Genomic DNA, 21,410 nt, shown 5'->3' with positions numbered 1-21,410 from the left:
GTGGCGGCGCCGGACTGTAGCGGGTTGGTGACTGGCTTCGGCGGGTGGTGCTGGGGCTTACGGAGCCCTCGACGGGTGACGTCAGGGGCTCCGTTTACGGCTCAGAGCATCAGCAGGTCGTGCAGTGACGCCATGAGCAGCAGGCAGCCGATCACCGCAAGGAAGATCATCAGCGGCGGCTGGGAAAGCGCGAAGAGACAACCTCGCCGCTCCGCGGGCGGGGCGGCGGTGTCGCTCTGTTCTGTTGTATCCAGCATCTCGCGGCGATGATGACGCAGCGGGGGCCCTCCGCGCGATCAACCGACTCCGAATGACGGAGAGTTCGCCAATATCCACAACCTCCGGAGCGATCGTGATCACTTCGGCGTCGCCGGTCGACCTACTGTGTCGTTTCAGTCCGATCCGAGCCGTACCGGTGAAGCGCGGCTGATACGGGACGTGTGGTCAGATGCCGTGCTTCTTCAGGATCGCCTCGATGTCGCTGAAGTCGTCGGCGGCGGACGCGCCAGGGCTCGTCGGCCGGGATCCGGTGGTGGGGCGGCCCGCCGGGCGGGCGCTACCGCCCAAGGAGGGTGCCGCCGCGGCCGGGGCTATCGCCTCCGTACGGGACGCCTTGGCCGCCTTGCGGTCCCTGCCGTTGTCGCCCCGGCGCCGCTCCACGGCGCGTGTGGTCATGAAGAGGAACCAGGCGGCGCCCAGCACACCGAAGCCGGCCCACGCGGTCGGGCTGAACGCGGTGTCCGCCGCCCACTCGACGACCCCGGTCATCACCAGGCCGATAGGCACGAGCGCGTAGGCGGCGATGCGCGTCGCCCTGAGGAACCGCTTCCGGTACGCCGTGATCGCGGCGAGGCCCAGGCCGGCCGCTGAGACGGCGGCGCACACTGTCTCGGCAATCATCGGGTCCTCCAAGGCGCAGCGCGGTCGGGCGGATCAATCCGTCCCTTCCATCCTGCACCGCCCCGCGCCCGATATGCCATGGTCCGGGGAGACCTCAGGGAGATCTCCGGGTCGTCTCGGGGGTCGCCACCGACGAGGACGGCCGATTGGGCCGGTGCGGTCCCGGGCTGGAAGACTGATCGCATGAGCGACTCCTCCCCCGTGCCGTCGGCCGTCGTCCTGGACGTCTGGTGCGAACTCCAGTGTCCCGACTGCCGCCGGGCCCTCGACGACCTCCGGACGCTGCGGGCCCGCTACGGCGACCGGCTCGACATCCGGCTGCGGCACTTCCCGCTGGAGAAGCACAAGCACGCCTTCGCCGCCGCGCAGGCCGCCGAGGAGGCCGCGGAGCAGGGGCAGGCGTGGCCGTACGTCGAGGCCGTACTGGGCCGGGTGGAGCAGCTGGACCGTGCCGGTGAGCCGTTCCTGGTGGAGGTGGCCCGTGAACTGGGGCTGGACGCCGAGGAGTTCGACACCGCGCTGATCGACGGCCGGCACATCCTGATCGTGGACGCCGACCAGGCCGAGGGCAAGGCGATCGGCGTGACCGGCACCCCGACGTACGTCATCGGCGGCGAACGCCTCGACGGCGGCAAGAGCCAGGAAGGGCTGCGCGAGCGCGTCGAGGAGATCGCCGACCGCCTGCTGGCCGAGAGCGACGCCTGACACCCCGGTACCGCCCACGGACGCCACGTCCGGCGGCCCGGCAAGGACCCGGCCCATGCCGTCTCACGCACTCCCGGTGGACGTCGCCCCCTCACGCGTCGCCCCGCAGCCTCCTCAGAGCAGTGGCTTGGACAAGTGGTAGGTGGTCGTCTCGTAGCCGAGGGACTCGTAGAGGCATTCGGCGCGGACGTTCCCCGCGAAGACGTTGAGCACGAGAACGGTGCGGCCGGCCGCCATCGCCTGGGCCTCGGCCAGCAGCATGAGCGAACGGCCGTGCCCCCTGCCCCGGTGGGCGGCGTCCGCCTCCACGTCGTAGACCCAGGCGGCGTCGGCGGTCAGCCACACCCACAGGGTGCCGACCCTGGTTCCCTCGTGCTCCAGCACGCTGCACACGTTGTTCGGGGAGGCCGGTCCGTGGGGCAGGCACTGTTCGTAGCTCTCGGCGCCACGCGCGTACGCCTCCGCCTCGGGCACCCCGTGGGAGATCAGGTCCTGGGCGTAGCCGTCGAGCCCTGCCTCCTTCCAGGGGCCGAACTCGGCCTCGGTCATGGGGCGGGCCCGGCTGCCCTCCGGCAGTTCGGGCGGGGCGCCGTCGAGGGGCTTGCGCATGTGGCGGTTGCGCAGGACGTAGCCGAGGGTCTCGGCGAGTCGCAGGGCGGGCTCCGCGCCGGCCGGGACGGACGCCTCGATCCGACGGCAGCCCCAGCCGCGGGCGACTTCCTCGGCGGCCAGCGCGGCCACGGTGGCCCGGCCGCGCCGACGGTCCGGTTCGTCGATCCGCAGGTCCAGGATGCGGGCGGCCGAGGAGCTGGGCTCTGGGCGGGTGCCGAGGTGTATGGCGCCGACGGGACGGCTGTTCACGCACACCTGGTAGCGGCGCGAACGGGACCCGTCGGCTGCGTACTGGAGCGGCTCGATGGGCCGCAGGGTGGTGGTCATCACGGGTGTTCTACCCGCCTCACCGCCCCATGTCTGCCGAATATCGCGGGGGTCTACGGATCGAGGTCGTTCCCGGACCGCTCGTCGAAGATCCGCATGGCCTTGGCGGTGACCGGGCCGGGCGCGCCGGGCAGTTCGCGGCCGTCGACGCGGTGCACGGCCTGCACGTCCCGCAGGCTCGACGTCAGGAAGATCTCGTCGGCGCTCTCCAGCACGTCCAGCGGCAGGTCCGTCTCGCGGGCGCCGGTCCATTCGACGACGAGCGCGCGGGTGATGCCCGCGAGACAGCCGGAGGCGACCGGCGGGGTGTGGATCTCGCCGTCGAGGACGACGAAGACGTTGGAGCCCGTGCCCTCGCAGAGCCGCCCGAGGGTGTTGGCGAACAGGGCTTCGCTCGCGCCCTGTTCGTGGGCGCGGGCGAGCGCGACGACGTTCTCCGCGTACGAGGTCGTCTTCAGGCCGGTGAGGGCGCCGCGCTCGTTGCGGGTCCACGGGACGGTGATCACGGCGGTGGAGTCGGCGCGCCGGGAGGTCTCGCCGAGGGCGACGACGAGGGTGGTGCCGTGGTCGCCGCGGTCGGAGCCGAGCGGGGAGACACCGCCGGTGTACGTGACGCGCAGCCGGCCGAGCGGCATCGGGTTGGCGTCGAGGACGGCGGCGCAGGCGCGGCGCACCTCGTCGTGGTCGGGCTCGGGGAGCCCGAGGCCGCGCGCCGAGCGGGTGAGCCGGTCGAGATGGCGGGTGAGCGCGAACGGCCGCCCGTCGACCGTCTTGACGGTCTCGAAGATGCCGTCGCCCACGGTCAGCCCGTGGTCGAGGACGGAGACACGGGCGGAGTCGATGTCCTGCAGTCCGCCGTCGAGCCAGATCTTCACGTAAGGGTCCTCCCACTCGCCTCGTACGTTCCCGACGCTACCGCGAGCAGCCGGGCGGCCTTCAGCTCGGTCTCCCGCCACTCCGCCTCGGGGTCCGACCCCCAGGTGATGCCGGCTCCGGTGCCGAACCGCAGCTCGCCCGAGGGCCGGTCGATCCAGAAGGTGCGGATGCCGACGGCCAGCTCTCCGGTGCCCCGGTCGGCGTCGATCCAGCCGATGCCCCCGCAGTACGGGCCGCGGGGCGCCGTCTCCAGGGCGTCGATGATCCGCAGGGCGCTGGACTTCGGAGCGCCGGTGACCGAACCCGGCGGGAAGGCCGCGGCGAGCAGCTCCGGCCAGCCGGCGTCCGCGTCGAGTTCGCCGCGCACGGTCGAGACGAGGTGGACGAGCCCCGGGTGCTTCTCGACGACACACAGGTCCGGGACGGTCACGGAACCGGTGGCGCAGACCCGCCCGATGTCGTTGCGGACGAGGTCGACGATCATCACGTTCTCGGCGTAGTCCTTCTCCAGGAGGTCCGCCTCCGTCCGTCCGGTCCCCTTGATCGGGCCGGACTCGACGGTCCGGCCGTCGACCCGCAGGAACAGCTCGGGTGACGCGGTGGCTATCTCCACGCCGTGACCAGGCAGGCGAATCGTTCCGGCAAACGGTGCCGGGTTGCCGCGGGCCAGCAGCGCGGTCAGCGCGTCCACGTCGGCGTCCGGCGCGACGGGCGCGGACAGCACCCGGCAGAGGTTCGCCTGGTAGACCTCGCCGGCGGCTATGTGGTCCCGGATGCGGCGTACGCCCGCCGTGTACGCGGCGTGGTCGAGCGACGAGGTCCAGTCGTCGACGGCCGGACCCCGCCACTGCCCCGGCACCGGCCGCGGGACCGGCTCGTGCCGTACGTCACTGAAGCGCGCGCACACCACGCCACCCTCGAAATCGGCGCGGACGGCCCAGAAACCGGACGAGTCCAGAGCGGCGGGATCGCTGGTCACATCGGCGAGGCCGGTGGCGACAAGGTTGCCGAAGCGGGCGAGAGGAGGCAGGTCGGACACGCAGTCGAGTCTAGGACGGGCGCCCGCCGGGCGGCCCCGGCCGGGTGGCGGCGAGGACGCACCGCAGCACGCTGCACAAACGCGTTTTTGTGCTGGCCCCGGAATCCGCTAGAGTTCAACTCGTCGCCGGGACGCGAGAGCGGACCGAAACGACAAGCGGACGTAGCTCAGTTGGTAGAGCGCAACCTTGCCAAGGTTGAGGTCGCGAGTTCGAGCCTCGTCGTCCGCTCGAAGGAACAAGGGGATCTTCCCGAACCCCTCACTCCTGGTGGAGTGGCCGAGAGGCGAGGCAACGGCCTGCAAAGCCGTCTACACGGGTTCAAATCCCGTCTCCACCTCCAAGGACGATTAGCTCAGCGGGAGAGCGCTTCCCTGACACGGAAGAGGTCACTGGTTCAATCCCAGTATCGTCCACTGGATCTTCGACAGATCATCGAAGGTCTTCCCCGCGCGATTAGCTCAGCGGGAGAGCGCTTCCCTGACACGGAAGAGGTCACTGGTTCAATCCCAGTATCGCGCACGCGGTATAACCGTGATCTTCGGATCACATCCCGAGGACGATTAGCTCAGCGGGAGAGCGCTTCCCTGACACGGAAGAGGTCACTGGTTCAATCCCAGTATCGTCCACACCTCGAAGCCCCCGGCCGTCTCTGCGGTCGGGGGCTTCGGCGTGCGTGGGTTCAGCTGGAGAACAGCATGTGACCGAAGCCTCGGTTGTGGTGGCCGCCGTGGTGACCCCCGTGGTGGCCGCCGTGCGGGGCGCCCCAGGCGGGAGCGGAGTGGTGGCCGCCGGCCGGGTACTGCGGGGCGGCGGGGGGCGGCGGAACGGCCGGGCCGCCCCACTGGGACTCCAGACGGGTCAGCGCCTCCAGCTCGCCGTAGTCGAGGAAGATCCCGCGGCACCCGCTGCACTGCTCGATCTGGACACCGTTGCGGTTGTACGTGTGCATCGGCGCATGGCACTTCGGACACTGCATGTGCATGGTTCGGCTCAACTCCTCGCCGTTGGTGCTGCTTCGCGTTACGCCAGGACAGACACTGCCCGGCGGTGGTCGGTTGCACCCTACTTCGGGAAATCGCTCGCCAACTCCGGCGGGACGGCACTCATTCGGTCACATGCGTCGATAACGGCCCCCTCCACGTCGTCGAGGGGGCGGCCGGCCGCCGTGGCCTTGGCTATGGCCAGAGCGGCGGTCTGCACGGTGAGTGCGCGGGCCGGTACGTCCAGTACCGGCCAGGGGTCGGCGTCGGCGGGGACCGCGGGGCCGCCCGCCCGCTGGTAGGCGCCCAGGAAACGGGCCCAGACGTCGGGCGGGAGAAGGCCGCAGGCGTACCAGGCGGCAGGGCGGGCGAGGTCCCAGGCGGCGGCGCCGACTCCGAGGTCGTCGACGTCTATCAGGCGCCAGGGGCCGGTGCCCGCCGGGTGGCGGACGAGCTGGCCGAGATGCAGGTCGCCGTGGCAGAGGGTGGTCGGGCCGGGCATGGGGGCCTCGGCTCCGGCCCATGCGGGGAGTGTGCGCCAGGCGCGGAGGACGGGGGGTGCGGCGGGGTGGTCCGGCGCCACCCCGGTGAGCCGCGCGACGGCTCGGGCCGCCTTCACGGGACCCCGCATCGGCGGGAGACCCGGGGGTGCCTGGCGTCGGTGGAGGTGGGCGAGGAGGGTGGCCGCCTCCTCCCACGGGGCGTCCTCGGGCATCTCGGGGTCGACCGGGGTGCCGTACGGCCAGAACGTGATCAGGCGGCCGTGCAGGGCGGACGGGCCGGGGCGGAGCGGGGCCAGGAGGAGGTCGGGGTGGGCCGTGGCGATGGCCAGTCGGAGGGCTAGGTGGGCGGGGTCCGTGTCGGGGGCGTGGGCCTTGGCGACCGTGTCCGCGTGGCGGACGACCGTGCCGTCCTCCCGTTCCGCGAGCACGCTGTCGGGGTGGGAGCAGGGGGCCGCCTGCGGATGGGCCGCGCCCCGCACCGTGGCCCTGAGGGCGGGCAGGACGTCGGTGGTGGTCATGGGCTCCCCCTGCGGACGGTGCGGCACGCTGCCGGTGAGCCTACGCAAACGGGCGCCGGCGTCACGACGGTCCGCCGCCGGGAGGGACGACGGCGGCATGCCCCATGGGCGTCGCGGGGTTCGCGGGGCAAAAGACAACGCCCGCGCAGCTCCCCAGCTGCGCGGGCGTCTATTTGCCGTCCGCCGCACCCCCGTCCCCACGGGGTTTCATGGATGGATGTCCCCACCCGGACCGCTCTTCCGGGCCTGGAGTCGCCGCTCAGCGCCCCAGCATCACACCCACGGACGACGCCTGTGTGACCACTGCCTCCCAGCCGCCGAAGGCGTACACGAGCAGGGCCGCCAGGGGGAGGACCATCGCGGTCGCCACCAAGGGGTGGCGGCGGCCCGCCCCGCGCTCGGCGGTGAACACCCTGCGCTCTCGCGTGCGGAGCGCCGTCCGCGGTGCCGTGTGGGCCATGATCCCTCCTCCTGACCGATCTTGTGGTGCTTGTCGTTGGCAGCGGCGGGTGCCTGACCTCGGGGGACGAGTGCTGCACCCGCCGCTTGACCTCAAATCTAGGCGCGCGGCGGGGAGGGGTCGTCATGCCCTCGTACCGATTGGCGGGCCTCCCGGAGGATGAGCGATGACCTGCGGCGTACTCCCCAGGGTGGAGACGGGGTCCTAGGTCTCGGGGTCTTCCCGGAGGGGACGGCCGGGAGATGCCTGGAGTGTCCCTTCTGTCGGGGGTCACCACGGGAGGGAGGGAGCGCGCACCGATGAGGGTGACTTCGCTCACTTCCGCTACGTCCCGGCGTACCGCCGACGCCGTCCGACGGTCGGTCGCGAAGACGATCACCCGACCTCCGCATGTCATGTCCCCGACGATCCTCGCCCTGTTCACCAGCCCTCCGCCCGGTTCGCCAATCCCCTCTGCCGGTCGGGGCGTTGAGATCATCAGGGAGCCAACACCGGCCCGAACCCTTGTTCCCTGACCGTCTTTCATGTCGCGTGCGCGGGGCCGACAATCGATCGGGTCGCGAGGGCGCGGCCTCTGCGCACGCCCGGCCGTGGAAACGTAAGCTGTGGCTCGTCAGACGGAACGGGCAGCGGGGATGAACATGGCGATGATGCGCCTGAGGCGCGAGGACCCGCGCGTCGTCGGCTCGTTCAGGATCCACAGACGGCTCGGCGCGGGTGGGATGGGCGTTGTCTACCTGGGCTCCGACCGGCGTGGACAGCGAGTCGCGTTGAAGGTGATCCGGCCGGACCTGGCGGAGGATCAGGAGTTCCGGTCGCGGTTCGCGCGTGAGGTGTCGGCCGCGCGGCGGATCAGGGGCGGGTGCACGGCCCGGCTGGTCGCCGCCGATCTGGAGGCGGAGCGGCCCTGGTTCGCCACCCAGTACGTCCCGGGGCCCTCGCTGCACGACAAGGTCAACGAGGAGGGGCCGCTCTCGGCCGCCGAGGTGGCCGCGGTCGGTGCCGCCCTCTCCGAGGGACTGGTGGCGGTGCACGAGGCCGGTGTCGTCCACCGCGACCTGAAGCCGTCCAACATCCTGCTGTCCCCGAAGGGACCGCGGATCATCGACTTCGGCATCGCGTGGGCGACCGGCGCCTCGACACTGACGCACGTCGGCACGGCCGTGGGGTCGCCCGGCTTCCTCGCGCCCGAGCAGGTGCGCGGTGCCGCCGTCACCCCGGCCACCGACGTCTTCTCCCTCGGCGCCACGCTCGCCTACGCGGCGACCTCCGACTCCCCCTTCGGGCACGGTAGTTCGGAGGTCATGCTGTACCGGGTCGTGCACGAGGAGCCGCAGCTGCGCGGGGTGCCGGACGCGCTCGCTCCGCTCGTCCGGGCATGCCTGGCGAAGGACCCGGAGGAGCGGCCGAGCACCCTGCAACTGTCGTTGCGGCTCAAGGAGATCGCCGCCCGTGAGGCGCAGGGACTGTCGGACGTGCGGCCGCCCGCGCCGCGCACCGACCCGGACCGGCACTCGGGACGGCTCGCCGAGCAGTACGTCGAGCAGCGCACGCTGCGGCAGCCGCCGGAGACCCGTGCGACCCAGTCGAGGACGCCGCTGCCGCGCACCGGGGGCGGCTCCCGGACCGGCGGGGATGCACGGACCGGGGGTGGCTCCCGGCCCGGAGGCCGGCCCGCGTCGGGCCGCGGCGCCACCGGCTCCGGGAAGCGGCCCGCGCCCCGCAGCGGCGCCGGGCGTCCGGGCCCCCGTACCAACGGCACCGGGCGCAGGCCCGCCAATCCGCGGCTGCTGCGCCAGCGGCTCGTCGTGTTCGTCGTGGTGACGCTGCTGGCCGCGCTCGGCATCGCCGCGGCCCAGGGATGTCAGGGTCCGGCGCGCGGACTCGGCGTCGACGAGGTGCGGTACGAGCGGACGATCGCGGAGCCGGACGGCGACTGACCGTCGCGCGGGCCCCGGAGGACGAACCGGGCCGGAGCCGGGGCCGCGACCGCTTCGTACAGCGCGGCCCCGCGTACCGGGGTCGGTCGCAGCCATCCGGCCGCGCCGTCACGCCTGCGGTCGGCCCGTCGCCACCGCGTAGAACGCCACGGCCGCCGCCGCGCCCACATTGAGGGAGTCGACGCCGTGCGCCATGGGAATGCGGACCCATTCGTCGGCGGCCATCAACGCCTTGGTGGAGAGGCCGTCGCCCTCGGCGCCGAGCATCAGGGCGACACGGTCCATCCTGTGCGGGGCCGCCTCGTCGAGGGACTTCGCCTTCTCGTCCGGAGTGAGGGCGAGAAGGGTGAAGCCGGCGTCGCGTACCGCGTCGAGACCCCTCGGCCAGGCGTCCAGGCGGGCGTACGGCACGGAGAAGACCGCGCCCATGGAGACCTTGACGCTGCGGCGGTAGAGCGGGTCGGCGCAGTCCGGCGAGAGCAGGACCGCGTCCATGCCGAGGGCGGCGGCCGAGCGGAAGATCGCACCGATGTTGGTGTGGTCGTTGACCGACTCCATGATCACGACGCGACGGGCGGAGCCCAGCAGGTCCACCGCCGTCGGCAGCGGTCTGCGCTGCATGGAGGCGAGGGCGCCGCGGTGCACGTGGTATCCGGTGACCTGTTCGGCGAGCTCCGGGCTGACCGCGTAGACGGGGGCCGGGAGCTCATCGATGACATCGCGCATGACGTCGACCCACTTGGCGGAGAGCAGCATCGAGCGCATCTCGTACCCGGCGTCCTTGGCCCGGCGGATGACCTTCTCGCCCTCGGCGATGAACAGGCCCTCGGCGGGTTCGCGTCTGCGGCGCAGTTCGACGTCGGTCAGGCCCGTGTAGTCACGCAGGCGCGGGTCGGCGGGGTCCTCGACGGTGATGAGTTCGGCCACAGGGTGATACTGCCTTGTCCTGGGTGTGGTGCCAACGGCTCGGTACGGGTTGGGTTACCCGCGGTTACTTGCTGGGGTTCGGACCCACGGTCACGACCTCGCCGATGACGATGACCGCCGGCGGCTTGATCTCCTCGGCGACGACCGTCTCGGCGACCGTCGCGAGGGTGGCGTCGACCCTGCGCTGGGCCGCCGTGGTGCCCTCCTGGACCAGGGCGACGGGGGTGTCGGGGGACTTGCCGTGCGCGATCAGCGTCTCGGCGACCTTGCCGATCGTGCCGACGCCCATGAGGATCACCAGCGTTCCGGTGAGCCTCGCCAGGGCCGGCCAGTCGACCAGGGAGCGCTCGTCGTCGGGGGCGATGTGCCCGCTGACCACGGTGAATTCATGGGCCACACCCCGGTGGGTGACGGGGATGCCGGCGGCGCCCGGGACCGAGATCGAGCTGGAGATGCCGGGCACGACCGTGCAGGGGATGCCCGCCTCGGCCAGCGCCTGGACCTCCTCCATGCCGCGGCCGTAGACGAACGGGTCGCCGCCCTTGAGGCGGACGACCGACCTGCCCTTCCGCGCGTGCTCGATCAGGGCGTCGTTGATGGCCTCCTGGGCCATGAAGCGGCCGTACGGCAGCTTCGCCGCGTCGATCACCTCGACGCTCTGCGGGAGTTCCGCGAGCAGATCGCGCGGGCCGAGGTGGTCGGTGATGACCACGTCGGCCTCGGCGAGGAGACGGCGGCCCCGCACGGTGATCAGGTCCGGGTCGCCGGGCCCGCCGCCGACGAGGGCGACTCCGGGGGTACGGGTGCGATGGTGCGGGGCGACCAGGGTGCCGTCGCGGAGGCCCTCGACCACGGCGTCGCGGATCGCGGCGGTGTGGCGGGGGTCGCGGCCCCTGGCGTCGCTGGTGAGGACGGCGACGGTGACGCCCTCGCTGGTCCCGGTGGCCGGGGTCCAGGCGGTGGCCGCGTCGGCGTCGTCGGAGCGGACGCACCACACGCGGTGCCGCTCCGCCTCCGCCGAGGCCAGGGTGTTCGCCTCGGTGTCGCTGGTCGCGATGAGCGCGTACCAGGCGTCGGCGAGGTCGCCCTCAGCGTAGGGCCGCTTCTCCCAGGTCAGTTCGCCGGCGTCGACCATGGCCTCCACCGAGGGGGTGGCCGTCGGGGAGACGAGGAGGATGTCGCCGCCCGCTGCGATCAGGGCGGGCAGACGACGCTGGGCCACCTGGCCGCCGCCGAGGACGACGACCTTGCGGCCGGTCAGGCGGAGGCCCACGGGGTAGGCGGGATGTTCGGCCATGAGGGTGCGGCTCCTCTGGTGGCGGCGGTGCGGGACGGAGCCCCTGCGGCGTTGGAGCGGCCCCTGACGTGCGATTTTATTGCGCGGGCGAGGGTGTGGCGGGGGCGGGGTGGGATATGTCTCCCGGGCCCGCCCCCTTCCGTTCGGCTTTGGCGGCAGGCCTCTACTTCTCGGTGACGCCCGCCGAGTCGAAGGTCGCCACCTCGTGCATCGCCCTCGCCGCGCTCTGGACGACCGGCAGGGCCAGGAGGGCGCCGGTGCCCTCTCCGAGGCGGAGGTCGAGGTCGACCAGGGGACGGAGGCCGAGCTTCTTCAGGGCCGCCACATGGCCGGGTTCGGCGCTGCGGTGGCCCGCGATGCACGCCGCGAGGACCTCGGGGGCGATGGCGCGGGCGACCAGGGCGGCGGCGCCGGCGCTGACACCGTCGAGGATCACCGGCGTGCGCAGGGAGGCGCCGCCGAGGAGGAGACCCACGATCGCGGCGTGTTCGAAGCCGCCGATCGCGGCCAGCACGCCGATGGGGTCGGCCGGGTCCGGCTGGTGCAGTTCGATGGCCCGGCGGACGACCTCGGTCTTGCGGGCGAGGGTCTCGTCGTTGATACCGGTGCCCCGGCCGGTGACCTCGGCGGGGTCGGCGCCGGTGAAGACCGAGATGAGCGCGGCGGACGCCGTGGTGTTGGCGATGCCCATCTCACCCGTGAGCAGGGCCTTGTTCCCGGCGGCGACCAGATCGCGGGCCGTCTCGATGCCGACCTCGATGGCCTTCTTGGCCTCCTCGCGGGTCATCGCGGGACCGGTGGTCATGTCGGACGTACCGGCGCGCACCTTGCGCGGCAGCAGACCGGGGGTCGCGGGCAGGTCGCTCGCCACACCCACGTCCACGACGCACACCTCGGCGCCCACCTGGTTGGCGAAGGCGTTGCAGACCGCTCCCCCGCCGAGGAAGTTGGCGACCATCTGGCCCGTGACCTCCTGCGGCCAGGGGGTGACGCCCTGGGCGTGGACGCCGTGGTCACCGGCGAAGATCGCGACGGCCGCGGGCTCCGGGATGGGCGGCGGGCACTGGCGGGACAGGCCCGACAGCTGCGCGGAGATGATCTCCAGCATGCCGAGCGCGCCGGCCGGCTTGGTCATGCGCTTCTGCCGCTCCCACGCCTCGCCGAGCGCCTTGGCGTCCAGCGGGCGGATCCCGGCGACGGTCTCGGCGAGCAGGTCGTGCGGCTCCGCTCCGGGCAGCGCGCGCCGGCCGTACGTCTCCTCGTGGACGACCCAGGACAGCGGGCGGCGCTTGGCCCAGCCCGCCTGCATCAGCTCGGGCTCCGCCGGGAACTCGTCGACGTACCCGACGCACAGGTACGCCACGACCTCCAGGTGCTCGGGCAGGCCGAGGGCGCGGACCATCTCACGCTCGTCGAAGAAGCTGACCCAGCCGACCCCGAGGCCCTCGGCGCGGGCCGCGAGCCACAGGTTCTCGACGGCGAGGGCCGAGGAGTACGGGGCCATCTGCGGCTGGGTGTGGCGGCCCAGGGTGTGCCGGCCGCCGCGCGTCGGGTCGGCGGTGACCACGATGTTCACCGGGGTGTCGAGGATGGCCTCGATCTTCAGTTCCTTGAACTGCTTCGCCCGGCCCTTCGGCAGCGACTTGGCGTACGCCTCACGCTGGCGCTGGGCCAGTTCGTGCATGGTCCGGCGGGTCTCGGCGGAGCGGATGACGACGAAGTCCCACGGCTGGGAGTGGCCCACGGAAGGTGCCGTGTGGGCGGCCTCCAGGACGCGGAGCAGGACGTCGTGCGGGATGGGGTCGCCGCGGAAGCCGTTGCGGATGTCGCGGCGCTCGCGCATGACCTTGAGGACGGCCTCGCGCTCGGCGTCGTCGTAGGGCGGCGCGGCCGGGCCGGCGGGCTGCGTCGCCTCCGCCTCCTCGGAGGCCTCGTCCACCGCGGCCACGCTCTCGTCGGCTGCTTCCACTGCCTCGGCCTCCTCGCCGTCCTCCTGGTCGGCGGCCCGGGTGTCCAGGTCCTCCGCGTTCTGGACGAGGTCGGGATGCGCCTCGGCCGCGGCCGGCTGCGGTACGACGATCGTCTCGCCCTCGGAGTCGCGGGGGGCCGGGACCGTGGCCACGGGTTCCGCCTGCGGCTCCTGCTCCGGTGCCTCGTCAGCGGTCTCGCCGGGCGCGGCCGCGGTGGCGGGCGCCGACCGGTCGTCGGCGGGAAGCGGCGGTACGACCATGCCCTGGGGCGGGGTCGGGGCCGGACGCGGGGTGGTCGGCACCGAGCCGTCCACCGGCACGAACTCACCCATCGGCTGCTCGCCGCCGGGCTCCCGGGCCGCGTCGGCGGCGTGCGGGGCGTCGGCCGGGGTCCCCGCCGAGGGCTGCAGGACGGCGCCCTGGGGCGCGTCGAGCGGGGAGGCCGTCACGGCCAGGGGGGCGTCGGCGGCCACGGCGTCGGCGGCGGCCGGGTCTGCGGGCTGCGCGGGAGACTCGGTGGTTGTGGCGGCGACCGGCTCGGCGGGCTGCGCGACGGCGGACTCGTCGGCGGGCGACCCCGCGGAGGGGGCCTCGGCGGTGGACTGTCCGACGGTGACGGGCTCGGCGGGAACGGCCTCGCCGGGCTGGTCCGACTCCTGCGCTTCCACGGTGACGTCTGCGGCCTCCGCCTCGGTCTCCGACGGAGCGGCGGCGGTCTCGGGGGCCTGCTCGGCGGCGTCCGTGGCGGGGACGACCGGCTCGGTTGCCTGGGGGCCCTGCGCAGGGGGCTGCGGGTGCTCGGGCTCCGAGGTCAGCGCCTCCTCGGCGGCTGCTTCCTGGGCGGCGGCCTGCTCGGTGGCGGTCTCCTCCGCGACGGCCGCCTCCGGCTCGGCCTGTGCGGGCTCCACCGCCGAGGGCTCGTCAGGCTGGGGCTCGGCGGGGGCGGGGGCTGCGGCCTCGGCAGCCACCGGCTCGGCGGTGTCGGCCGACTGCGGCTCCTCCTCGGTTTCCGCTGCCGGGGTCTCGGCCACATGCGGCTCCTGCCCCTCCTGCGGTTCCGCCGGCTGCTGGGCGTCGGGGCCGTCGGGCAGCGGTTGCGCGTCCTCGGCAAGCGGGGCCTCACCGGCGGCTTGCTCGGCCGGCACGTCGGCCGCGGGCTGCTCGTCCCCGGCGATGGGAACCGTCTGCTCCTCGGTGAGAGCGGCTGTCGGGTCAACCGGAGCCGCGGGCACCGCCTGCGCCTCGGGGGCAACGGGCGCCGTCTCGGGGGCGGAGGTCTCGGCGACCGGCTCGGCGGCGTCGCCCGGCACGGCCTCCGGTGCGGCGGCACCGGCCTCGGCCTGCGGCGGGGCGGGGGCGTCGACCGGCTGGGCGGCGTCCTCGTTCTGCTGCGGGACCGGGGAGACGTCCTGGGCGTCGGCGGGCACCTGGGCCTGGATCGGCTCCGGGCCCTTCGCGGCGGGCGGGAACGGCGTGGCCTCCGGGACCTGGGCCTCGCGGGCGACCAGGGCGTCGAGGGCGGACTCGGTGGGAGCCCCGGCGGCGGGCGACTCGGCGGCGCCCGGAGCGACAGCGGCGACCTCCTCCGATGCCCGGGCGTCCGGCGCCGTCTCCGTGGGCTCGGGGCTCTGCGGGGCGTCGGCGGCGGGGGCGGGCTCCTCCACCGGCTGGACGTCGGCGGCGGGCTCCGCCACCACAGGGGCGTCGGCGGCGGGGGCACCCGTCTCCGCCTCGGCGGCAGGCACCTCCTCCACGACGGGCTGAGCCTCGACGACCGGCTGGACCTCGGCGGCCTCCCCGACCGGCTGGGCCTCCGCACCCTCCGGCACAGCCACCACCTCCACCGGCTGGGCCTCGGCCGCTTCGACGACCGGCTGGACCTCGGCGGCCTCGGGGATGACCAGCACCTCGGCCGGCTGCGGGGCGGTGGCCTGGGCGACGGCCTCCGCGACCTGCACCTGGCCGGTGGCGAACTGGGCGACCGCGGCTTCCTGGGCCTGGGCGTAGGCGGCGTCCTGGGCGTCATGGAGGGCTTCGGCGTCCTGCTCCGCCTCCGTGACCTGCACGGATTCCACGACCTGCGGCGTCTCGGCGACGACGGCGCCGGGCTGCGCCTCCTGCGGAACGACCGTTTCTGCAGCCTGCCCCTGGGCGACGGGCGCGGGCTGCGTCGTCACGGCCCCGGAGACAGGGGTGCCCCACGGGGTCACGCCCTGCGGGGGCACGTCGAGGTACTCGGGCCCGGTGGTGGGCGGACCGGAGTGGCGTGCGGCGGAGGGCGGGACGGGGGCTCCGGCGGGGCCGCGGTCGGCGAGGGAGCGGACCGGGCTGGCGGAGGCGTCCGGGGTGGGCGGGCCGAGGTGCAGCGGTCGGCGGGCCACCGGCGGCTGCGGCACCGCGGTGGCGACGGGGTGGCGTACGGCTCCGAGGTCGATCGAGCCGCTGTCCCGGCCGGACGTCTCGTGCGGGCCGGGCTCGTGGACGACCTGGACGACGGGTTCGGGGGCGGGTGGGGGCACTTCGTTGCCCCATGCGCCCTGGGCACCCGGCAGCAGCAGCTCGTCGTCCTCGACGGGGGTCTCGGAGAGGTAGGTGTACGCACCCGGCGCGGCGACGCCCGGCTGTTCCACCATGCCTGCGCTCTCCGGCTGCCCGTCGCCCGGGACCTGGCCGGTGTCGGTCATGCGTACCCCTCGCCCATCGGTTAGTGCCTCTATGCCAGCTGGCCCGGAACGGCGCACCGACCGTTCCACATGTGGAGAACGAGCGTGCGTGCCCAGCGGCACGTGACGACCCGCCTGCATGTCGACAAAGCCATTCGGTGAAACCGTTCAACGGCCATTGTCGCGGTCGTCCCGCCGTCGCGACAGCTTGATCGGCGACGGTCTGCTGTGGACTGCGCCACGTTGCGCGCCCTCCGGTTCCGCCGTACCACACACGCCCTCAAAACGGGCGCGCTTTCCGGACATTGACCGACGAAGTGTCGGGTGCCGGAGTGCGGTACGACAGTCGGCCAGCCTACCGCGCCGGTACGACAACCGGATCACTGGGAACGATCGGGCAAAGTCCCGCTGAGCAGGAACGCGACGCTCCGCTCCCGCTCCGTCCAGGCCCTCGTGTCGAGCTCGACGGACTGGACGAACTCGCACCGAACGTCGTAGCCGTGCTCGGTCAGGTCGCGTCCGACGCGCTCGGCGGCGGGGCGGGTGAGGGCGTGGGTGACGATGCACCTGGGGCGCCGGTCGGCGACGGCGGAGACCACCGCCGTTCCCCCGCCGCCGACGCGTACGACGTCGGGCTCGGGGAGGTTCTCCAGGATGTGCGGGGCGATGCCGTGGACCACCTGGAGCTGTACGCCGAAGCGGCGGGCGGCGAGAGTCGTCCGGCCGCAGGCGCCGGGGTCGCGGTCGACGGCGATGACACCGGCGCCGCAGCGGGCCGCCTCGGTGGCGAAGGCCCCGCTGCCGGAGCCGATGTCCCACACGAGGTCGCCCACGCGCGGTCCGAGGCGGGCCAGTTGGGCCGAGCGCAGCAGCTCGCCCTCGCCCTCGCCCAGGGCGCCGCCGTAGACGTCGGCGGGCAGGGACCAGCCGCGGGGTCCGGCGCTCGGGTCGCGGCCCGCGATCCAGCCGCCGTCCTCGGTGGTGCCCGCCGGGCCGATGACGATGACGAGGTTGGGGTCGCGCCAGGTGTGGTCGGCGGCCTTGTCGGAGGTGACGACGGTGACGCGTTCGCGTTCGGTGCCGAGTTCCTCGCAGATCACGAAGGTGCGGTGAACCCCTTCGAGGAGCAGGCCGAGTTCGGCGGGGCCGGCGCCGGGTGACGTGAGGACGGCGACCTTGGTGTGGGCGCGGCACACGTTCACGGCGCGCCGGAGCGTGCGGCGGTGCGCGACGACCACCTGTGCGTCGTCCCAGGGCATTCCGGCGCGGGCGAAGGCGGCGGCCACGGAGGAGACACCGGGGACGACCTCGACCTCCAGGCCGAACTCGGGGGCCCGGAGCGTGCGGACGACACCGAAGAAGCCGGGATCGCCGTCGGCGAGGACCACGGCGGTGCCGCGGTGGGCGGCGATGCGGCGGGCGGCGAGGGCGACGCTGCCGAGCCGGATGCGTTCGGCGGCCGGGGGCACTTCGGGCAGGGTCAGATGGTGGGCGGCGCCGGCGACGAGGGTGGCGGCGGCGAGGGCGGAGCGCGCCGCGGCGGTCAGGGGGGAGCCGTCCCAGCCGATCACCGTGACCCGGTCGGCCATCGTCGTCAGTCTCCAGAAGGTTTTCGCAGCTCGTCAGGGAAGCCCGCACGGGGTCCCGTGAGCGTACCTGGTGACGGGGCGGGGCCCGGCGGCCGGGCAGGGGCCGTGTGCGCCCGTGGGTGGTTCAGTTCCAGTCCGAGTAGGCGCCGAAACCGCCGCTGTCGGCCAGTTCCTCGCTGACGCCCTCGATGTCCTCCGGGAGGAGGCTCCACACGATGAAGTCGGTGCGGACCTCGGTCCAGCCGTCCTCGGGCGTGCGGGCGCGCGCTATGCAGGCGTTGCGCAGGACGCCCTCGCTGATACAGCCGATCTTCTGCGCGACCTGCTGGGAGGCGGTGTTGTCGGCGGCGGTGCGCAGCTCGATCCGCTCGAACTTCTGCTCGCGGAACAGCCATTGGGCGGTGGCGAGGGCGGCCTCGGAGGCGTAGCCCTCACCGCGCGCCCAGGGGGCGACGACGTACGAGAGTTCGGTGGACCGGACGTGCCAGTTGGTCTTGGTCAGCTGGATGACGCCGACGAGGCGCTGGGTGAGGAACTCGGTGACGGCGAGATCGAGGCCGCGGCCGGAGGTGCGTTCGGCGGGCGCGTACTCGGTGATCCAGGTGCGGGCACCGGCCTCGGTGAAGGGCTGCGGGACGTCGGTCCAGGCCATCACCTGCTCGTCGTTCATCATCTCGGTGAGCGCCTGGACGTCGTCCTCGTCGAACGGGCGCAGGACCAACCGCTCCGTGCTGATGGAGATGTCGGGGAAGGTGCTCGTCATGCGCCGCTCCGTAACCTTCGAAAACCTGGGGGGCTGCTGAACTGCCCAGCATGCAGCATGAAAGCACTGAATCGCACCACGGGGCCCACTCCCTGTGAGGGAGCGGACCCCATGCGTGGCGATACGCCGTATACGTGCCGCCGATTCGACGGAACGGTTCGGAGGGGGGACGGGACGGCTCAGAAGGACGGGATGACCGAGCCGTTGCTCCACTTCTCCTCGATGAACTTCTTCACCTCGGGGGAGGTGAGGAGCTTCGCGAGCTTCTTCACGCGCGGGTCGTCCTCGTTGCCCTCCTTCACGGCGAGGAAGTTGCCGTTCGGGTTGTCCTTGGCGGGCTCCACGGCGAGGGCGTCGTCGGCGGGCGACAGGTCGGCCTCGATGGCGTAGTTGCCGTTGATGACGGCCGCGTCGACGTCCTCCAGGGAGCGCGGGGTCTGGGCCGCCTCCAGCTCCTTGAACTTCAGCTTCTTCGGGTTCTCGGCGATGTCGGCGGGGGTCGCCGCGTTGTCGGCGCCGTTTTTGAGCGTGATGATCCCGGCGGCGTCGAGGAGCTTGAGGGCCCGCGCCTCGTTGACCGTGTCGTTCGGGACGGCGACGGTGGCGCCCGTCTTCAGGTCGTCCTTGCTCTCGACCTTGTCGGAGTAGAGGCCGAGCGGCTCCAGGTGCACGGTGACGACGGGCACGATGTGGGTGCCCTGCTTCTTGTTGAAGTCGTCGAGGTAGGGCTGGTTCTGGAAGTAGTTGGCGTCCACGGAGCCGTCCTCGGTGGCCGTGTTCGGCAGGACGTAGTCGGTGAACTCCTTGACCTCCAGGTCCAGCCCGGCCTTCTTCGCCAGGTTGTCCTTGACGAAGGTGAGGATCTCGGCGTGCGGGGTGGGGCTGGCGGCGACGACCAGCGGTCCGCTGGTGTCGGACGCGGTGTCGGCCGCGCCGGAGCCGCAGGCGGTGAGCCCGAAGGTGAGGGCTCCGGCGGCGAGGACGGCGGTGGTGAGCTTGGCGGTGTTACGCACGAAAAGTGCCTTTCCTTTTGGGTGGAGCTGTCCCGTCGTGGGTGGGACGGGAAGTCTGCGGGTGCCGGGAGAGGTCCGCGGAGGTCAGACCTTGGTGACCTCGGGGGCGGCGGCCTCGGCCTTCAGCAGCCGGAGCCTCGGGGCGGCTCCCGAGCGGCCGCCGCGACGGTGGAGGGCGCGGGCCGCGTGGTCGCCGGCGAACTGGATGACGGAGATGACGACCGCCAGGACCGCCACGGTGATCCACATGAGGTCGGTCTCGAAGCGCTGGTAGCCGTACCGGATGGCGATGTCGCCGAGGCCGCCCGCGCCGACGGTGCCGGCCATGGCGGAGTAGCCGATGAGGGCGACGACGGTCGTGGTCGCGGAGGAGATCAGCGAGGGCAGGGCTTCGGGGACGAGGACCTTGCGGACCACGGTCCAGGTGTTGCCGCCCATGGCCTGCACGGCTTCGACGAGCCCGTGGTCCACTTCGCGGACGGCCGTCTCGACGAGGCGCGCGAAGAACGGGATGGCGCCGATGGCGAGGGGCACGATCGCGGCCTCACGGCCGATGGTCGAGCCGGTGATCCAGCGGGTGAAGCCCATGAGGGCGACCATGAGGATGATGAAGGGCATCGAGCGGGCGATGTTCACGAACTGCCCGACGACCTTGTTGGCGAGGACGTTCTGCAGGAGCCCGCCGCGCTCGGTGAGGACGAGCAGCAGTCCGAGCGGGAGTCCGCCGACGACCGCGATCAGCGTGGACCAGCCGACCATGTAGAGGGTGTCCCAACACGCCTGCTCCAGCAGGGGCCGCATCTCGGTCCAGTTCACTTGGCACCTTCCTTCGCGAGAACGGACTCCTGGCCGGCGCGGCCGAGCACGTCGATCCGGAGGCCCTGTTCGCGCAGGAACCCGATGGGGACGACGTTGTCCTCGTAGCGGCCGGGCAGTTCGATGCGCATCCGGCCGATCTGGAGTCCGCCGACGGTGTCGATGGCGGCGCCGAGGATCGAGATGTCGATGTTGTAGGTGCGGGACAGCTGCGAGATGACCGGCTGGGTGGCCGCCTCGCCCTGGAAGGTGACGTCGAGGACGGTGCGGTCGTCGCCGGACGCCTCGCCGGTGACCGGGAAGAGCGCGGAGGCCAGTTCGGAGCCGGGGGTGGCGAGGAGTTCGCTGACGGTGCCGGACTCGACGACGCGGCCCTTCTCCATGAGGGCGGCCGAGTCGCAGATCGACTTGACGACGTCCATCTCGTGCGTGATGAGCAGGACGGTCAGGCCCAGCTGCCGGTTGAGGTCGCGCAGCAGCGCCAGGATCGAGCGGGTCGTCTCCGGGTCGAGGGCGCTGGTGGCCTCGTCGGAGAGGAGCACCTTCGGATCGCCGGCCAGGGCGCGGGCGATGCCGACGCGCTGCTTCTGGCCGCCGGAGAGCTGGGCCGGGTAGGCCTTGGCCTTGTCGGCGAGGCCGACGAGGTCGAGCAGTTCCAGGGCCTTGCGGGAGCGCTCCTTGCCGGAGGTGCCGAGGATCTCCAGCGGCAGTTCGACGTTGTCCTGGACGGTGCGCGTGGACAGCAGGTTGAAGTGCTGGAAGACCATGCCGATGCGGCTGCGCGCCCGGCGCAGTTCCCGGCCGGCGCGGGGGCCGCGGCCCGCGAGGGCGGTGAGGTCCTGGCCGGCGACCGTGACGGTGCCGGAGGTGGGGCGTTCGAGGAGGTTGACGCAGCGGATCAGCGAGGACTTGCCGGCGCCGGACTGGCCGATGACGCCGTACACCTCGCCCTCGCGTACGTGCAGGTCGACTCCGTCGAGGGCGGTGACCTCGCGGCCACGGCCGCGGTAGACCTTGGTGAGGCCCGATGTGGTGATCACTGGGTTTCCATCACTGTCGAGTACGCGGGCGTGGATGTGCCCGGGTACGGGAGACAAAGGTGTGCGCGGGGCGTGAAGGTCACGTACGGCGTGCGGCGTACGGACGTGCCACAGGCGCTCGCTTCGGGGCTCCCCCACTCTCGGCTTCGCTCGAGCGGGGGCACCCCCATGGCTCAGGGGGTGGTGCGGGGGCCCTCTAGAAGGCGCACATTCGACACATACAACGAGCACCGGGCGTCATGGTCGCCTCGGTCGCACAGATGCGGCAGCTCGTCGTGGTCATGAGATCAGTAAAGCAGACGCATACCGGGGACGAGAGACCCCTGTCCGTATTACGGACAACTCAGGTCGGCGGAGCAGCAGGTCAAGCCGATGCTGTCCATTCTCTGGGCACCGATGACTGTGGTGAAGGCCACGGCGTCCGGGACGGGCGCGTTCTCGCGCGGGGCCGGGCGCTGCGGGTGTTTTTCG

18 protein-coding genes and 5 tRNA genes are annotated in these 21,410 nt (G+C 72.7%); 7 read left to right on the top strand and 16 right to left on the bottom strand.

What is annotated here, in order from left to right; all coding sequences use genetic code 11:
* Positions 1–101: 101 nt before the first annotated feature.
* Both ACZ4Z3_RS24390 and ACZ4Z3_RS24385 read right to left on the bottom strand, forming a co-directional pair.
* On the bottom strand, positions 102–257 hold the full coding sequence (locus ACZ4Z3_RS24390) for a hypothetical protein (RefSeq protein WP_468502980.1): 156 nt from the start codon (positions 255–257) through the stop codon (positions 102–104).
* Positions 258–444: 187 nt separating this feature from the next.
* A complete protein-coding gene (locus ACZ4Z3_RS24385) occupies positions 445–900 on the bottom strand; it encodes a hypothetical protein (protein WP_468502979.1) in 456 nt (151 codons plus the stop codon).
* 183 nt (positions 901–1,083) lie between these two features.
* Between ACZ4Z3_RS24385 and ACZ4Z3_RS24380 the strand changes: the two genes are divergently transcribed.
* Positions 1,084–1,605 (top strand): DsbA family protein, encoded by a 522-nt coding sequence (locus ACZ4Z3_RS24380; RefSeq protein ID WP_468502978.1) that lies wholly within the window; start codon positions 1,084–1,086, stop codon positions 1,603–1,605.
* Between the two features lie 114 nt (positions 1,606–1,719).
* Here the strand turns inward: ACZ4Z3_RS24380 and ACZ4Z3_RS24375 are convergent, their stop codons facing one another.
* The 3 genes from ACZ4Z3_RS24375 to ACZ4Z3_RS24365 are packed head-to-tail and all read right to left on the bottom strand — an operon-like array spanning position 1,720 to position 4,459.
* Positions 1,720–2,544: a GNAT family N-acetyltransferase gene (locus tag ACZ4Z3_RS24375; protein WP_468502977.1), complete on the bottom strand. Its 825-nt coding sequence runs from the start codon at positions 2,542–2,544 to the stop codon at positions 1,720–1,722.
* Between the two features lie 53 nt (positions 2,545–2,597).
* Positions 2,598–3,419, bottom strand: a complete 822-nt coding sequence (locus tag ACZ4Z3_RS24370; RefSeq protein WP_468502976.1) for an aminotransferase class IV — start codon at positions 3,417–3,419, stop codon at positions 2,598–2,600.
* A complete protein-coding gene (locus ACZ4Z3_RS24365) occupies positions 3,416–4,459 on the bottom strand; it encodes a chorismate-binding protein (RefSeq protein ID WP_468502975.1) in 1,044 nt (347 codons plus the stop codon). The genes ACZ4Z3_RS24370 and ACZ4Z3_RS24365 overlap by 4 nt, the downstream gene beginning before the upstream one ends.
* Positions 4,460–4,615: 156 nt before the next feature.
* On the opposite strand from ACZ4Z3_RS24365, the gene ACZ4Z3_RS24360 reads away from it, so the two are divergent.
* From ACZ4Z3_RS24360 to ACZ4Z3_RS24340, 5 genes are all read left to right on the top strand, one after another.
* Positions 4,616–4,688, top strand: a tRNA-Gly gene (locus ACZ4Z3_RS24360).
* A 38-nt stretch (positions 4,689–4,726) separates the two neighbouring features.
* Positions 4,727–4,800 (top strand) — tRNA-Cys (locus ACZ4Z3_RS24355).
* Between the two features lies 1 nt (position 4,801).
* Positions 4,802–4,873: transfer RNA gene (locus ACZ4Z3_RS24350), tRNA-Val, on the top strand.
* A 34-nt stretch (positions 4,874–4,907) separates the two neighbouring features.
* Positions 4,908–4,979 (top strand) — tRNA-Val (locus ACZ4Z3_RS24345).
* Between the two features lie 35 nt (positions 4,980–5,014).
* A tRNA-Val gene (locus tag ACZ4Z3_RS24340) sits at positions 5,015–5,086 on the top strand.
* Between the two features lie 53 nt (positions 5,087–5,139).
* Here ACZ4Z3_RS24340 and ACZ4Z3_RS24335 read toward each other — a convergent pair.
* The 3 genes from ACZ4Z3_RS24335 to ACZ4Z3_RS24325 all read right to left on the bottom strand — a co-directional run bounded on the left by ACZ4Z3_RS24335 (position 5,140) and on the right by ACZ4Z3_RS24325 (position 6,921).
* Positions 5,140–5,436, bottom strand: coding sequence for a TFIIB-type zinc ribbon-containing protein (locus tag ACZ4Z3_RS24335; RefSeq protein WP_099965768.1), 297 nt, complete (start codon positions 5,434–5,436; stop codon positions 5,140–5,142).
* Between the two features lie 86 nt (positions 5,437–5,522).
* Positions 5,523–6,461 carry a phosphotransferase family protein gene (locus ACZ4Z3_RS24330; RefSeq protein ID WP_468502974.1) on the bottom strand — a complete coding sequence of 313 codons (939 nt, stop codon included), beginning with the start codon at positions 6,459–6,461 and terminating at the stop codon, positions 5,523–5,525.
* A 259-nt stretch (positions 6,462–6,720) separates the two neighbouring features.
* On the bottom strand, positions 6,721–6,921 hold the full coding sequence (locus ACZ4Z3_RS24325) for a hypothetical protein (RefSeq protein ID WP_055716924.1): 201 nt from the start codon (positions 6,919–6,921) through the stop codon (positions 6,721–6,723).
* A 635-nt stretch (positions 6,922–7,556) separates the two neighbouring features.
* Between ACZ4Z3_RS24325 and ACZ4Z3_RS24320 the strand changes: the two genes are divergently transcribed.
* Positions 7,557–8,861 (top strand): serine/threonine-protein kinase, encoded by a 1,305-nt coding sequence (locus tag ACZ4Z3_RS24320; RefSeq protein WP_468503114.1) that lies wholly within the window; start codon positions 7,557–7,559, stop codon positions 8,859–8,861.
* Between the two features lie 108 nt (positions 8,862–8,969).
* Here the strand turns inward: ACZ4Z3_RS24320 and ACZ4Z3_RS24315 are convergent, their stop codons facing one another.
* The 8 genes from ACZ4Z3_RS24315 to ACZ4Z3_RS24280 form a co-directional block, all read right to left on the bottom strand.
* On the bottom strand, positions 8,970–9,788 hold the full coding sequence (locus tag ACZ4Z3_RS24315) for a TrmH family RNA methyltransferase (RefSeq protein ID WP_055540878.1): 819 nt from the start codon (positions 9,786–9,788) through the stop codon (positions 8,970–8,972).
* Positions 9,789–9,852: 64 nt separating this feature from the next.
* Positions 9,853–11,085, bottom strand: coding sequence for a uroporphyrinogen-III C-methyltransferase (gene cobA / locus ACZ4Z3_RS24310; protein ID WP_468502973.1), 1,233 nt, complete (start codon positions 11,083–11,085; stop codon positions 9,853–9,855).
* A gap of 163 nt (positions 11,086–11,248) precedes the next feature.
* Positions 11,249–15,739, bottom strand: a complete 4,491-nt coding sequence (cobT, locus tag ACZ4Z3_RS24305; protein WP_468502972.1) for a nicotinate-nucleotide--dimethylbenzimidazole phosphoribosyltransferase — start codon at positions 15,737–15,739, stop codon at positions 11,249–11,251.
* 359 nt (positions 15,740–16,098) lie between these two features.
* The gene (cbiE, locus tag ACZ4Z3_RS24300; RefSeq protein WP_468502971.1) at positions 16,099–17,307 is read right to left on the bottom strand and encodes a precorrin-6y C5,15-methyltransferase (decarboxylating) subunit CbiE; all 1,209 of its coding nucleotides are present in this window, start codon (positions 17,305–17,307) and stop codon (positions 16,099–16,101) included.
* Positions 17,308–17,431: 124 nt separating this feature from the next.
* Positions 17,432–18,070, bottom strand: a complete 639-nt coding sequence (locus ACZ4Z3_RS24295) for a GNAT family N-acetyltransferase (protein WP_468502970.1) — start codon at positions 18,068–18,070, stop codon at positions 17,432–17,434.
* A gap of 179 nt (positions 18,071–18,249) precedes the next feature.
* Positions 18,250–19,083 carry a MetQ/NlpA family ABC transporter substrate-binding protein gene (locus ACZ4Z3_RS24290; RefSeq protein WP_468502969.1) on the bottom strand — a complete coding sequence of 278 codons (834 nt, stop codon included), beginning with the start codon at positions 19,081–19,083 and terminating at the stop codon, positions 18,250–18,252.
* 84 nt (positions 19,084–19,167) lie between these two features.
* A complete protein-coding gene (locus tag ACZ4Z3_RS24285; RefSeq protein ID WP_468502968.1) occupies positions 19,168–19,899 on the bottom strand; it encodes a methionine ABC transporter permease in 732 nt (243 codons plus the stop codon).
* A complete protein-coding gene (locus ACZ4Z3_RS24280; RefSeq protein ID WP_468502967.1) occupies positions 19,896–20,939 on the bottom strand; it encodes a methionine ABC transporter ATP-binding protein in 1,044 nt (347 codons plus the stop codon). Before ACZ4Z3_RS24280 ends, ACZ4Z3_RS24285 begins: the two co-directional genes overlap by 4 nt.
* Positions 20,940–21,410: the final 471 nt, after the last annotated feature.

This window comes from Streptomyces sp. NPDC030296 (assembly GCF_055572815.1).
Note: the sequence above shows the minus strand (reverse complement) of the source record. Positions and strands in the feature narration are given on the sequence as shown.

What these genes read in the sequence shown, in the direction of transcription:
- ACZ4Z3_RS24335 (WP_099965768.1), bottom strand. Translation starts at nt 5,436, where the DNA reads ATGCAGTGTCCGAAGTGCCATGCGCCGATGCACACGTACAACCGCAAC.
- ACZ4Z3_RS24390 (WP_468502980.1), bottom strand. Translation starts at nt 257, where the DNA reads ATGCTGGATACAACAGAACAGAGCGACACCGCCGCCCCGCCCGCGGAG.
- ACZ4Z3_RS24375 (WP_468502977.1), bottom strand. Translation starts at nt 2,544, where the DNA reads ATGACCACCACCCTGCGGCCCATCGAGCCGCTCCAGTACGCAGCCGAC.
- ACZ4Z3_RS24380 (WP_468502978.1), top strand. Translation starts at nt 1,084, where the DNA reads ATGAGCGACTCCTCCCCCGTGCCGTCGGCCGTCGTCCTGGACGTCTGG.
- cobA (WP_468502973.1), bottom strand. Translation starts at nt 11,085, where the DNA reads ATGGCCGAACATCCCGCCTACCCCGTGGGCCTCCGCCTGACCGGCCGC.
- ACZ4Z3_RS24325 (WP_055716924.1), bottom strand. Translation starts at nt 6,921, where the DNA reads ATGGCCCACACGGCACCGCGGACGGCGCTCCGCACGCGAGAGCGCAGG.
- ACZ4Z3_RS24320 (WP_468503114.1), top strand. Translation starts at nt 7,557, where the DNA reads ATGAACATGGCGATGATGCGCCTGAGGCGCGAGGACCCGCGCGTCGTC.
- cobT (WP_468502972.1), bottom strand. Translation starts at nt 15,739, where the DNA reads ATGACCGACACCGGCCAGGTCCCGGGCGACGGGCAGCCGGAGAGCGCA.
- ACZ4Z3_RS24295 (WP_468502970.1), bottom strand. Translation starts at nt 18,070, where the DNA reads ATGACGAGCACCTTCCCCGACATCTCCATCAGCACGGAGCGGTTGGTC.
- ACZ4Z3_RS24330 (WP_468502974.1), bottom strand. Translation starts at nt 6,461, where the DNA reads ATGACCACCACCGACGTCCTGCCCGCCCTCAGGGCCACGGTGCGGGGC.
- ACZ4Z3_RS24385 (WP_468502979.1), bottom strand. Translation starts at nt 900, where the DNA reads ATGATTGCCGAGACAGTGTGCGCCGCCGTCTCAGCGGCCGGCCTGGGC.
- cbiE (WP_468502971.1), bottom strand. Translation starts at nt 17,307, where the DNA reads ATGGCCGACCGGGTCACGGTGATCGGCTGGGACGGCTCCCCCCTGACC.